Source organism: Saccharospirillum salsuginis (genome assembly GCF_014651855.1).
GTDB classification, from domain to species: Bacteria; Pseudomonadota; Gammaproteobacteria; order Pseudomonadales; family Natronospirillaceae; genus Saccharospirillum; species Saccharospirillum salsuginis.
This window is the reverse complement of record NZ_BMXR01000002.1, coordinates 223,096-234,920: the sequence shown is the minus strand read 5'-3', so window position 1 is coordinate 234,920 and position 11,825 is coordinate 223,096. Positions and strand designations below refer to the sequence as shown.

Sequence of the window (11,825 nt, the reverse complement as noted above, 5' to 3'; positions counted from 1 at the left end):
AAGTTCGTTTCAGCACAATCATCGTTTTATCCTCTTGTCCGTTGTTATTATTGGTGCGTTATTCGACTCGCGGATATCGCGCCCGTCGTTCCAGATCGCCCAGATCCAGGGTGTTTCGCATGTATTGTCGGCTGGCATCGACCATGGGTTGGTGATCCCAGGATGTGACTTCGCCCTTCGACAGTGCCGACGCCACCAGGCGGCGACTTCTCTGACTGTTGAGTACGGATTGGTGAATGGCGTCCAGGTCCCAGCCCTCCGCGATCTCCTGCCTGAACTGTGCCAGACGGTCCGCATGCGCCGGATCCCGCGCCAGGTTGGATCGTTCGGTGGGGTCTTCAGCCAGGTTAAACAGTTGATCCGGATCGCCGGGGGCATGGATGAACTTGTAGTCGCCACGCCGGATCATGACGATCGGCGCCCGGGCCCCCTCACCCATGTACTCGCCAATGACTTCATCATGACCGCCATCGCCCCGCAGGTGCAGCAGCAGGCTACACCCCTCGATCTTCGTGGCGTAGCGGTCGTCACTGGGTCCGTCGACCAGATCCAGGAAGGTCGGCAGCAGATCCATCGTCGACACACTCCGGGAGACCCGGTGCGGGCGGAAACGATCGGGCGCATGCACGATCAGGGGCACTCGTGCCGAGCCTTCGAACCAGCTCATCTTGTACCAGAGACCGCGTTCTCCCAGCATATCGCCATGGTCTCCGGAGAATACGATGATGGTGTTTTTATCCAGACCGGTGGCTTTCAGGGTGTCCCGCAGTCGCCCGATCTGGTCGTCGACGTAACTGATGGCCCCGTAATAGGCACGGCGGGCATTGCGAACCTGAGCCTCGGTCAAGTGGGTGACATCGGCCTGGTAAACGGACCGCAGGCGAGTCGAATGCGGGTCCTGTTCAACCTCTTCCCAGTCAAGGCTCGGCAAATCGATCTCGTCGTCCTGATAGCGATTCCAATATTCTTCCGGGATGGCATACGGATCATGCGGGTGTGTCATCGACACCGTCAGACAGAAAGGTCGACCGTCCTCGCTGCGGGCCCGGTCATGCAGATAGCGCTGAGCGTGAAACACCACTTCATCGTCGTAGTCCAGTTGGTTGGTGCGCACGGCGGGGCCGGCTTGCACGACAGAAGACATGTCGTGATACCAGGTAGGCCTTTCCGCGGGGTCGTCCCAGTTCACCGACCAGCCGAAATCGGCAGGGTAGATGTCGCTGGTCAACCGATGCTCGAAACCGTGCAACTGGTCGGGTCCGCAGAAATGCATCTTGCCCGACAGGGCCGTGTGGTAACCCAGATTGCGCAAATAATGGGCGAAGGTGGGCGTATCCGCTCTTAATTCAGCCGCATTATCGTAGGCACCGATGACGGACGGCAGGCGACCGGTCATCAGCACGAACCGGGATGGCGCGCACAGCGGGCTGTTGCAATACGCGGAATCGAAGACCACACCGCCATCGGCAAGCGCGTTCAGATGCGGGCTTTTAACCACCTGACCACCGTAGATGGGCAGCACAGATGCCGCCATTTGATCGGCCATGATGAACAGTATGTTGGGTCGGGCATCGGACATGATCGAAAACACCTTCTTGGGATCGCACGGTCTGCGATTAACAGAATTAATAGTTTCCAAAGTTGTTTTCATGGTGATCCTGCTCAGCCAGGGTGTAAACTGAGCTTTCACTTATAGACAACATCAGTGTTACTAATGGCAAGTTCCGATCCGCTACCGCCACTGCCTCGCCTTCAAGCGTTCGAATCCGCCGCCCGGCTGGGATCCTTCACGGCGGCGGCCCGTGAACTGGGCAGTACTCAGTCGGCCATCAGTCAACACATCAAACAGTTGGAGGTCGAACTCGGTACGCCCCTGTTCCAGCGGGTACATCGGGGTGTCCAATTGACCCGGGCCGGCAATGAGGTGGCTCGGTGGGCATCCGAAGGGTTGGGCATTCTGACCGAGGGATACCGTCGGGCCCGGCAACCAAGGCGGCATCAATGCATCACCCTGTCCGCCGACTATGCGCTGGGTACCTATTGGCTGCTGCCGCGTTTGCGCCATTTCCGACAGCACCATCCCGAACTGGATGTCCGGCTGGTTACGGCACAACACTCGGTCAGCCCCGACGAGGGCGACGTCGATATCGGGCTGTTGTTCGGCAACGGCTTCACCATGTCCGAGCCGACGCGGTTGTTGTTTCCCGAAGTCGTGGTCCCGGTGTGCAGTCCCGCCTTGTTGGAGCGACACCCGGATATCGAGCACTGGTGGCAGCTTCCGCTGCTGGAGTTGGAAGCCGAGGACCACCCACCCTGGTTCGATTGGCAACGGCTGTTCACAGCCCTCGATCTTCCAGCTGTCCCCGGCGAACCCGAATTGATATTCAACAACTACACTCTGTTGCTGCAGGCGGCTCTCTCCGGTCAGGGTGTGTCCATTGGCTGGTCGCCTTTTGTCGAACCCCTGCTGGAAAACCACAGTTTGCTGGCATTGTCAGACAAGGCCGTTCAATCCGACCGGGGTTACCAGATTGTTTTCCCGTCCAATCGATCTCTGTCTCCCCAGGTCTCGCAATTTATCGATTGGTTGATTCAGGAAGGGGAGGCCACGCAACGCGAACAATCGCTGGAACAAAGTCTGAACCCTGATTGAAAAAAAGCCGAAAGCCCCGATACCCAGCTCCATATCCGACGATAAGGCGGTGTTAACGATGCTTAAGCCATGAACAGATTCATCCAGCCCGCTGTTCGGTGGCTGCTGATCGGCACACTTCCGATGCTGCTGATCGCCTGTCACTCCAGTCAACCGGGCGCCCAGGCCTGTGCCCATGAGGTCAGCCGGTCAATGGATACCGGCCAGTGGCAACAGGCTCTCGAACAGATCGATTCCCCAGAATGTCGGCGCGGCATGAGCCAGGAGGGCCGGGCGTTGAACCGCGCCGCGGCCTACATCGGTCGGGCGGGCTATGAATTGACCGACCTGATCGAGGTGGTGTTGTCCGAACCGCTGCCCGACGAAGACAATCCGGATCTGCGCTTCATCCGTCGGCTGGGCAGTCTGGGCGTCTCTCCTGGAGCACTGCGGGATCTGGATTTGTCCTTGCTGTCACACCAGTCGGTGGTATCGAAAAACAACGGTGACGGTGCCAGTCTTCTGCAGCAGGCCTGTCTGCCGGGCAACATCGATCAGCTGTCGGACACCGAAAAGGACGCCTGCTTCCTCGCCGGGCTGTTCGCTCCGGCCCGCTTCGCCAAAGCCCTGACCCTGATGCTCGGCCAGGAAGCACCGGCCTGGCAGGACGACGACGCCCTGACCTGCGAAACGGACCTGAACAACAGCGGTGTGATCGACGGCGCCCAGGTGACGGCCTGCGCGCTGACCGCCATCGGCGAGGACAACAGTACCGGCGATGTCTGCGTACCGGGGTCTTCGGTGACCGGAGAGGTCCGTTGGGAACGTTTGACGGATGTTTCCGAGGTTCAGTTCGAAATCGACGGCCAGGTTTTTGGTGCCCTGTCGCCGGTTCGGGTCATCATTGAACCGGGCCCCGCCTGCACCGGCCGGGAATCGCGTGTCCGTTACCGCTTTATCGTTCCGGGCAGCGACCCGTCGATGGCCGTCACCGACGGTTATTGCCGCCGGGATGTTCGCGACCGGTGCTCGGCCGCCGCTCCGGGATCGGGATGCTGGCCCTGCCCGATCCCGCGCGCGGATGGCACCGATTTACTGACCCTCAGTAATACCCTGCTGTCGCCGTTGAACCGTGAGGCGGAATTGATGTTGTTCGTGCTGCCCAATGTCGAATCCGACCGGGTGGCGCAACGCCTGGAAAGCACCCGCCAGAGCCTGTGTGAACCGGCCGAAGGTACGCCCGAAGCGTGCGATTTGCGCGAAGACGGCGCCACCCTGGTCAGACAATCGGCGCTGGAGGCCTATTTCGAGCAATGAAGGTTCGTATGCGCCTCGGCCTGTTCGCGACACTCTGCCTGTTCGGCGCCTCCACACCGGCCGCCGTGTCGGAGTATCCCTACATCTATCGCTCGCCACGAAGCATGGGCCTGGGCGGTGTGGACCTCGCGATCGGCGGGCATCCGACGTCGGTTTTTTCAAACCCGGCGGGCCTTGCTCGCCTGCCCGATGGCTGGCAGTTCGTGCCCTGGGCGCCTTCGGCGGGCACTACGACCCGGACTTACGACTTCCTGCGGGATCTGGACACAGCCCTGTCGATATCGGACGAGGACGCCCAGCGCCAGGCGCTGTTCGATGTCATGGACGACTATCGCGGCCGCAACATCCACGCCCAGTGGTCCGCCTTGTCGAGCGTCCACTGGCGCGGCCGCTACCGGGACATCCCGATGGCGTTCACACTCACGCGCCTGAACAGTGAACGCTTCGACGCCAAACCCCATCAGGGATTCGGTACCGATGGCGTTCTGACGGTCCATGCCCGGCGGCTGGAAGGCATCGTCTTCGGCACCGCCGTGGAAACCGGCGACTGGCATTGGGGGCTCGCGGCGAAGTCGATTCATCGGGACCGCATCGCGGACAGCTACACACCGCGCGAACTGGTCGAAATCGCCCGTGACAACCCGGATTTCGAGGATCTGTACAGTCACGGAAATGCGAAGAGCATCGATCTGGGCCTGCAGTTTTCCTTAGACCTGCCCTACCTGCGACAGGGCCGACTCGGACTGGTAACCCAAAACCTGGGTGGGCTCGATTTCGGAGACGCCGGTTGGATTCCGCAAACCACCAGCCTTGGCATCGCCTTTCATCCGCCCGCGCCCGGTCCGACCTCGCTGACCATCGGCGCCGACTACATCGATCTGTTTCACGACATCGATATCGACGACGATCCGATCAAGCGCACTCGCGTCGGCGTCCGCTGGCAATTGTTCGAACATCGACGCTCCGCCCTGGCCTACAGCATGGGGCTCTACCAGGGGGCGCCAACGCTGGGGCTGATATGGCGGTGGCGCGCGGTCGAACTGGCGGCCACCACCTACGCCGAAGAACAGGGCATCTACGCCGGTCAGGATCGGGAACGGCGCTACCTGTTGGGATTCGCCATCGGTATCGGCGACGCCGCGGATACCGGGCGGATCGAGCCGGGGAGCGACTGATGGTGATGGTTCGATGACTTTGGTGAAATCTCGGCTATCCTGAATACTTGGACTGCCAAGAGCGACCCGCCCGTACCTGAGACCGGACCGCACTGCCTACTATGAACCGATATGAATCAGAAGAAGTCGCCGTTTCTGTTTCTGACCTGGAAATCGGTATGCAGGTCACCCGGCTGGACCGTCCCTGGGAGGAAACCCCTTTTCTGCTGCAAGGCTTCGTCATTCAATCGATGGAAGACATCCATCAGCTGCGGACTTACTGCCGACAGGTCTACATTGATGTGAAAGTCGAACATGGCCCGGATCGGAAAGGTCCTGTCCATCCACGGCCATCAAAGGACACATCAAAGAACAAAGACGCTCCCCCGACCCGTTTCACCCCGGGCGATACACCGAAACGCAAGGTCCGCTATCTGAACCAGGTTTCTTTCCGGGACGCCGTCGAATCGTCGCGCATGACGTTCGACTCGGCACGTCAACTGGCCACCGCCATGATGGATGGGCTGCGCATCGGCCGGCAACTGGACATCAACGAATGCCGGGAAGTCGTGCGAAATGTGGTCGACAGCGTGCTGCAGAACGACAGTGCGTTGCGCTACCTCGCCATGATCAAACACAAAGACAGTTACACCGCCGAACACAGCATGAACGTCTGCATTCTGAGCGCCGCCTTCGCACGGTACCTGGGTTTGATCGAACCGGAGATCGAACGGGCCGCCCTGTCGGGTCTGCTGCACGATGTCGGCAAGAGTCGGACACCGCTGGAGGTGTTGAACAAACCCGGCCGGCTGACCCGGGAAGAAGCCTACATCATGGCTGAACACACCACTCATGGCCGCGATATTCTCATGTCGGCCAAAGGCGACCACCTGGTCGCCGTCGATGTGGCCCACTCACACCACGAACGGCTGGACGGCCAGGGCTACCCGCGCGGGCTATCGGGTTTTCAAATCCCCTACTACGCCCGACTGGTCGCCCTGACCGACGCCTTTGATGCCATGACCAGTTCCCGGTGTTATGGCCAGCCCAAGTCCAGTGAACAGGCTTTGAAAATCATCCTCCGGGGCGTGGGCACCCAATTTGATTCCGACCTGGCCCGGACCTTTGTCAAATTCATCGGTTTTTACTCGGTGGGTACGCTGGTCGAATTAAGCGCCGGACAGTTGGCCATGGTCATCCGCTACAACCCCGGGGATTTCCACAGACCCAAGGTTCTGGTCTTGAGCGACCCGACGCAGACTCCGCTCCAACAGCCACTGCCGCTGGATCTGTCCGACGCGGCCAACCAGGCCATCGCGATCCGCCAGGAAGTGCCGAACGGTACGGCCGGCTTCGACATCAGCGACTACATCGGGACGTCAATGGACCTCGCCCACCTTTGAAAGCGGCCGGTCAGGACAGCCGCAATTTCATGTGACGGTTCACATCCTTGTACAGCAGATAACGGAACGGCCCCGGGCCCCCGGCATAGCAAGCCTGCGGGCAAAAAGCGCGCAACCACATGTAGTCGCCGGCCTCGACTTCGACCCAGTCCTGGTTCAGTCGGTACACCGCCTTGCCTTCCAGCACGTAGAGGCCGTGCTCCATAACGTGTGTCTCGGCGAAAGGAATCACCCCGCCGGGCTGAAAGGTCACGATGTTCACGTGCATGTCGTGACGCAGGTCTTCCATGTCGACGAATCGGGTTGTAACCCAAGCGCCATCGGTATCCGGCATGGCGATCGGTTCCACTTCGCGTTCGTTGGTCACGAAGGGTTCGGGCACCTCGATGCCGTCGACGAATTCATAGGCCTTGCGAATCCAGTGAAAGGTCACGTTTTCATTGCCCGCGTTCTTCACCTCCCAGCGACATTCGGGCGGCAGAAAGGCGTAACCGCCCGCTTCCATCACATGGGTTCGACCTTTGACAGTCAGAGTCAGTTCTCCGCTGACCACGAACAACACACCTTCGGCGCCGGAATCCAGCTCGGGCCGATCACTGCCGCCACCCGGCGCGACCTCGACGATGTACTGGGAAAACGTCTCGGAAAAACCGGTCAACGGCCGGGACAATACCCACAGGCGCGTCTTTTCCCAGAAGGGCAGCTTGCTGGTCACGATGTCCTGCAGCACGCCTCTGGGTACAATGGCATAGGCTTCGGTAAAGACCGCGCGGTCGGTTAGCAGTTGGGTTTGCGGCGGATGGCCGCCGGTTGGAGCGTAATACGGGTTCTTGTTCATGATGGTTCCACGGGTCGATGGATAGTGCAGTAGGCGGCCTTGCGCCGCGGATTGTTGTTGGCTCTATAAATTTGACCGATCGGTTAATTTTTAAGGTTAGCATCGGGATGGAGGGGTTGCAAGGTGGTTTGTAGCGGGTGATCGGGAGTGCCTGGGTGGGGTTGTTGGATTACGGCCCTGCGGGCCTAATCCAACCTACGGAAGAAACTCTTATGCACACCGCGTTCCACAAAGTGCGGATGCTGCAGGGCTTCCGCCAGGGTCAACACCGGCTCCACGCAACAATCGCCCGACAACCGCTGCAACCAGACCGAGCGGACCTCACCGGCGAACACGGCCTGCAGATCCACCTTCAGGGCCTGTTGCCGGGCGGGCGACGGGTCCAGGAACCGTTCCACCCACTCCGGTCGCTCCAAACCGTCACACAAGGCCTGGATGAATTTCGGCTCCAGGCCGCCGACCGAGACCCATTTGCCGTCGGCGCATTGGTAATAGTCGTAAAACAGGCCGCCGTTCAACCAGCCCCGCCCCGGCTCGGGACTTGGCGTTCCGGCGGACACCGCGGGCGCCTCCATCGCGTTCAGCTTCAAGGCGCTCTCGGCCATGGACACATCCAGATACCGGCCCCGCCCGGTTCGGTGCCGTTCGTGCACGGCCGCCAGAATGGCGATGACGGCATTCAGGGATCCGGCGAGGTCCGCCACCGGCACCGAGGTCAGTTGCGGCCGCTCGCTACCGCCATAGGAAGCCAGGCCAGATAGCGCCTGGTAGTTGATGTCGTGTCCGGCTTTGTCCTTCAACGGTCCCGTTTGGCCGTAGCCGGTCAACGAACAATAGATCAATTCCGGGAAATCAGCTTTCAGGCTCTCGTAATCCAGCCCGAATTTCGCCATCACGCCGGGCCGGAACTGTTCCAGTACGATGTCGTAATCACCGAGCAATGGCCGCACCTGGTCGCGGGCACCCGGTTCGGCCAGATCCAACAGCACCCGGCGTTTGTCGCCGTTCAGATAGCCGTCCGTGGTCGGGAACTGCTGCATCAGATCCGGATGACGCGGCGAGACGATGCGCAGCACTTCGGCACCCAGGTCCGCCAACTGGCGGGTCGCGAACGGGCCCGGCAGCAGGGTGCTGAAGTCCAATACCTTCAGGCCGGTGAGCGGGCCCATCAGCGCTCCTCCGTCAGCGCGCGGCCGATGATCAGTTTCATGATCTCGTTGGTGCCGGCGTAGATGCGCTGCACCCGGGCATCGGCCCAGGCGCGGGCAACCGGGTATTCCCACATATAGCCGTAGCCGCCGTGCAATTGGACGCACTCGTCGGCCACCTTGCACTGCAGGTCGGTCGACAGGTATTTCGCCTTGGCGGCCATAATGGCATCGAGTTGTCCGTGGATATGCCAGTCCAGGCACTGGTCCACGAACACACGCATCATGGTCAGTTCGCTGTCCAGTTCCGCCAGCTTGAACTGGGTGTTCTGGAAGGCGGTGATGGGTTTGCCGAAGGCGGTGCGCTCCCGGGTATAGGTTAGAGTCTCGGCCAGCACAGCCTCGGCATGGGCGACGGCGTTGATGGCGACACTCAACCGTTCCTGCGGCAGTTCTCGCATCAGGTATTGCAAACCGGCACCGCGTTCGCCAAGCAGGGCGTTCTCCGGCAGGCGCACATCCTCGAAAAAGAGTTCGGAGGTGTCCTGGGCTTTCATGCCGACCTTCTTCAGGTTGCGGCCCTTGCTGAAGCCGGCCGAATCCGCATCCACCAGAAACAGGCTGAAGCCCTTGGAACCGGCGTCGGGGTCCGTTTTGGCGACAACGATGACCAGGTCGGCCAGTTGGCCGTTGGTGATGAAGGTTTTCGCACCGTTGAGCACCCAGCCATCGCCTTCGCGCACCGCATTCGTGGCGATCCCCTGCAGGTCCGACCCGGTGCCCGGCTCGGTCATGGCGATGGCGCCGATGCAGTCGCCGCTGACCATGGCTGGCAGATAGTGCTGCTTCTGCGCCTCCGTACCGTAGTGCAGGATGTAGGGCGCGACGATGTCCGAGTGCAGGCCGAAACCGATGCCGGTCAGACCCAGACGGTTGATCGCCTCGTCGACCAGGGCGTTGTAGCGGAAGTCGACGCCCACGCCGCCATATTCCTCCGGGACTGTCGGGCACAGCAGGCCTTGTTCGCCGGCCTTGCGCCAGAGGTCGCGGTCCACCTGCCCGGCTTCCTCCCAGGCTTCCCGGTGCGGCAGGGCTTCGGCGGTCAGGAACTGGTTGACCGCATCGCCAAACAGGCGCAGTTCGGCGTCAAACAGGGTGCGTTCGGGTCGGTTGGGGAGGTTCATGCGCGGGTGTCCTTGTCTTGGTAGGTCTGGTGGTTCCGGGCGCGTTCGACCAGGCTGGCCGGCGGCTGAAAACGGTCGCCGTATCGGCGGGCCAGGTCGGTGGCGCGCTCGACGAAGGCGTCGAGTCCGTATTGATTGATGTATTGCAGCACACCGCCGGTCCAGGCCGGGAAACCAAGCCCGAAGATCGACCCGATGTTGGCTTCGGCGACGCTGTTCAGCACGCTTTCGTCCAGAATGCGGACGGACTCCAGCGCCTGCACGGCCAGCAATCGGTCTTTGAGGTCCTGCAGCGGTGCGGTGACAGAGGCGCCGAATTCCTGGGCCAGGCCCGGCCACAGGCGTTTCGGGCCCTCCGCGGGGTAATCGTAAAAACCGGCCCCTTTGGCACGGCCGAGTCGTTTCAGCGCCAGCATCCGGTCCAGTACGGCATCGCCCGGGTGTTCCGGCGCGGTCTGACCCGCGGCTTCGAGGTCCGCCCGCGTCTGGGCGCGCACATGTTCAAGCAAGCCCAGCGAGACTTCGTCCATCACCGCCAGCGGCCCGACCGGCAACCCGGCCAGCCAGGCCGCGTTCTCGATCTCGGCGGCCGGTACGCCCTCGGCCAGCATCGCCAGGCCCTCGTAGGTGTAGGTACTGAAGACGCGTGAGGTGAAAAAGCCGCGCCCATCGTCGACCACGATCGGTGTCTTGCCGATGCGTTTCACCAGATCGTAGGCCCGCGCCAGGCTGACGTCGCTCGAATGCTCGCCGCGTATGATCTCGACCAGCGGCATCTTCTCGACCGGCGAGAAGAAATGCAGGCCAACGAAGCGTGCCGGATCGGAGACGGCCGTCGCCAGCGAGGTGATCGGCAGGGTGGAGGTGTTGGACGCGATCAGGGACTCCGTTCCGATCGCGGCTTCGGCCGCCCGGGTGACCTCGGCTTTCAGGCTTCGATCCTCGAACACAGCCTCGATGACCAGATCGCAGTCTTTCAGGTCGGTGTAATCGGACGTCGGTTTTATCGAATCCAGGACGTCATTGCCCTGCGCCTCGGTCCAACGCCCCTGGCCGACCCGCCTGGCGACGAGTTTTTCGCTGTGCGCCTTGCCGTGCTCGGCTTTCTCCCGGGAGACATCCAGCAACACCACCGGGATGCCCTTGCTGGCGCAGGCCCAGGCGATGCCGGCACCCATCATGCCGGCACCGAGAACGCCGACCCGACGAATCGGCTCGGCCTCCGCTGTCGGCCGGTTCCAACCGCCGTCGATGGCGTTTTTCTGGAAAAACAGCGTCGAAATCAGGCTCTTGGCCACCGGGCCCTTGGCCAGCGGCATGAAATAGCGGTTTTCGATCCGGCCGGCCGCCTCGATGTCGAGCGAAGCCCCCTCAACCGCCGCCGCCAAGACGGCGACCGGTGCCGGGTAGCAGCCGTGCGTCTTCTGTTTGATCATCGCCGGGGCCACCGAGAGCAACGGCGCCAGGCGCGGTTGATTGGGCAAACCGCCCGGCAGTTTGAAACCTTTCCGGTCCCAGGGCGCGCAGACCTCGGGGTTGGCGCGGATGTAGGCTTTCGCCTGTTCGTACAGGGCCTCCGTTGTGGCCGCTCGTTCGTGCACCAGACCTTGTTGCTCGGCCGCGTCCGGTGCCAATTGCTTGCCTTCGGTCAGTAACGGCATGGCCGCCTCCAACCCCAACAGGCGCACCATCCGTGACACGCCGCCAGCGCCGGGCAACAGCCCCAGCGTCACCTCGGGCAGGCCGACCCGAATGCGCGGGTCGTCCAGCACAATGCGATGCGTACACGCCAGCGCCAGCTCGAAGCCGCCCCCGAGAGCCGTGCCGGTCAGGCACGCCACCACCGGCTTGTGCAGCAACTCCAGGCGCCGGAATGAGCGTTTCAGGCTGTTCAGCAGGCCCAGCACAGTCGCGGCATTGTCGTCGTCGACCCGGCGCAGCAAATCCAGGTCACCGCCGGCCATGAAGCTCTTCTTTTCGGAGCGCACGATCACACCGGCCAGGTCCGGCCCTGCCTCCAACGCGTCCAGACACCCCGCCAGATCCTCGCCGAAAGCGGGATCCATCACATTGGACGAGGCATTCGGCCGGTCCAGGATCAGGTGGGCGATACGGTTTTCATCGGTTTCCAGTCGTACAGTCGTCATGC

At 61.9% G+C, this 11,825-nt stretch carries 9 protein-coding genes; 4 read left to right on the top strand and 5 right to left on the bottom strand.

All coding sequences use genetic code 11. From position 1 onward, the window contains the following. Nucleotides 1-58: 58 nt before the first annotated feature. Nucleotides 59-1,579 carry a choline-sulfatase gene (gene betC / locus IE111_RS04250; protein WP_189607260.1) on the bottom strand — a complete coding sequence of 507 codons (1,521 nt, stop codon included), beginning with the start codon at nucleotides 1,577-1,579 and terminating at the stop codon, nucleotides 59-61. Nucleotides 1,580-1,714: 135 nt separating this feature from the next. Here betC and IE111_RS04245 point away from each other — a divergent pair, with 135 nt between their 5' ends. The 4 genes from IE111_RS04245 to IE111_RS04230 all read left to right on the top strand — a co-directional run bounded on the left by IE111_RS04245 (nucleotide 1,715) and on the right by IE111_RS04230 (nucleotide 6,506). Continuing rightward, nucleotides 1,715-2,653 (top strand): LysR substrate-binding domain-containing protein, encoded by a 939-nt coding sequence (locus tag IE111_RS04245; protein WP_189607259.1) that lies wholly within the window; start codon nucleotides 1,715-1,717, stop codon nucleotides 2,651-2,653. Nucleotides 2,654-2,722: 69 nt separating this feature from the next. After that, nucleotides 2,723-3,949, top strand: a complete 1,227-nt coding sequence (locus IE111_RS04240; protein ID WP_189607258.1) for a hypothetical protein — start codon at nucleotides 2,723-2,725, stop codon at nucleotides 3,947-3,949. Next, nucleotides 3,946-5,124, top strand: a complete 1,179-nt coding sequence (locus IE111_RS04235) for a hypothetical protein (protein ID WP_189607257.1) — start codon at nucleotides 3,946-3,948, stop codon at nucleotides 5,122-5,124. Before IE111_RS04240 ends, IE111_RS04235 begins: the two co-directional genes overlap by 4 nt. Nucleotides 5,125-5,225: 101 nt before the next feature. Further along, the gene (locus IE111_RS04230; protein ID WP_268245014.1) at nucleotides 5,226-6,506 is read left to right on the top strand and encodes a cyclic di-GMP phosphodiesterase; all 1,281 of its coding nucleotides are present in this window, start codon (nucleotides 5,226-5,228) and stop codon (nucleotides 6,504-6,506) included. Nucleotides 6,507-6,516: 10 nt separating this feature from the next. Here the strand turns inward: IE111_RS04230 and IE111_RS04225 are convergent, their stop codons facing one another. The 4 genes from IE111_RS04225 to IE111_RS04210 all read right to left on the bottom strand — a co-directional run bounded on the left by IE111_RS04225 (nucleotide 6,517) and on the right by IE111_RS04210 (nucleotide 11,823). Next, nucleotides 6,517-7,344, bottom strand: a complete 828-nt coding sequence (locus IE111_RS04225) for a bifunctional allantoicase/(S)-ureidoglycine aminohydrolase (protein WP_189607255.1) — start codon at nucleotides 7,342-7,344, stop codon at nucleotides 6,517-6,519. 185 nt (nucleotides 7,345-7,529) lie between these two features. Continuing rightward, the gene (locus IE111_RS04220) at nucleotides 7,530-8,513 is read right to left on the bottom strand and encodes a CaiB/BaiF CoA transferase family protein (protein ID WP_189607254.1); all 984 of its coding nucleotides are present in this window, start codon (nucleotides 8,511-8,513) and stop codon (nucleotides 7,530-7,532) included. After that, a complete protein-coding gene (locus tag IE111_RS04215) occupies nucleotides 8,513-9,676 on the bottom strand; it encodes an acyl-CoA dehydrogenase family protein (RefSeq protein WP_189607253.1) in 1,164 nt (387 codons plus the stop codon). Before IE111_RS04215 ends, IE111_RS04220 begins: the two co-directional genes overlap by 1 nt. Then, on the bottom strand, nucleotides 9,673-11,823 hold the full coding sequence (locus IE111_RS04210; RefSeq protein ID WP_268245013.1) for a 3-hydroxyacyl-CoA dehydrogenase NAD-binding domain-containing protein: 2,151 nt from the start codon (nucleotides 11,821-11,823) through the stop codon (nucleotides 9,673-9,675). Before IE111_RS04210 ends, IE111_RS04215 begins: the two co-directional genes overlap by 4 nt. Nucleotides 11,824-11,825: the final 2 nt, after the last annotated feature.

Excerpts from the sequence above, each read along its gene's own strand:
- IE111_RS04245 (WP_189607259.1), top strand. The coding sequence starts at position 1,715 with ATGGCAAGTTCCGATCCGCTACCGCCACTGCCTCGCCTTCAAGCGTTC.
- IE111_RS04235 (WP_189607257.1), top strand. The coding sequence starts at position 3,946 with ATGAAGGTTCGTATGCGCCTCGGCCTGTTCGCGACACTCTGCCTGTTC.
- IE111_RS04215 (WP_189607253.1), bottom strand. The coding sequence starts at position 9,676 with ATGAACCTCCCCAACCGACCCGAACGCACCCTGTTTGACGCCGAACTG.
- IE111_RS04230 (WP_268245014.1), top strand. The coding sequence starts at position 5,226 with ATGAACCGATATGAATCAGAAGAAGTCGCCGTTTCTGTTTCTGACCTG.
- IE111_RS04210 (WP_268245013.1), bottom strand. The coding sequence starts at position 11,823 with ATGACGACTGTACGACTGGAAACCGATGAAAACCGTATCGCCCACCTG.
- IE111_RS04220 (WP_189607254.1), bottom strand. The coding sequence starts at position 8,513 with ATGGGCCCGCTCACCGGCCTGAAGGTATTGGACTTCAGCACCCTGCTG.
- betC (WP_189607260.1), bottom strand. The coding sequence starts at position 1,579 with ATGTCCGATGCCCGACCCAACATACTGTTCATCATGGCCGATCAAATG.
- IE111_RS04240 (WP_189607258.1), top strand. The coding sequence starts at position 2,723 with ATGAACAGATTCATCCAGCCCGCTGTTCGGTGGCTGCTGATCGGCACA.
- IE111_RS04225 (WP_189607255.1), bottom strand. The coding sequence starts at position 7,344 with ATGAACAAGAACCCGTATTACGCTCCAACCGGCGGCCATCCGCCGCAA.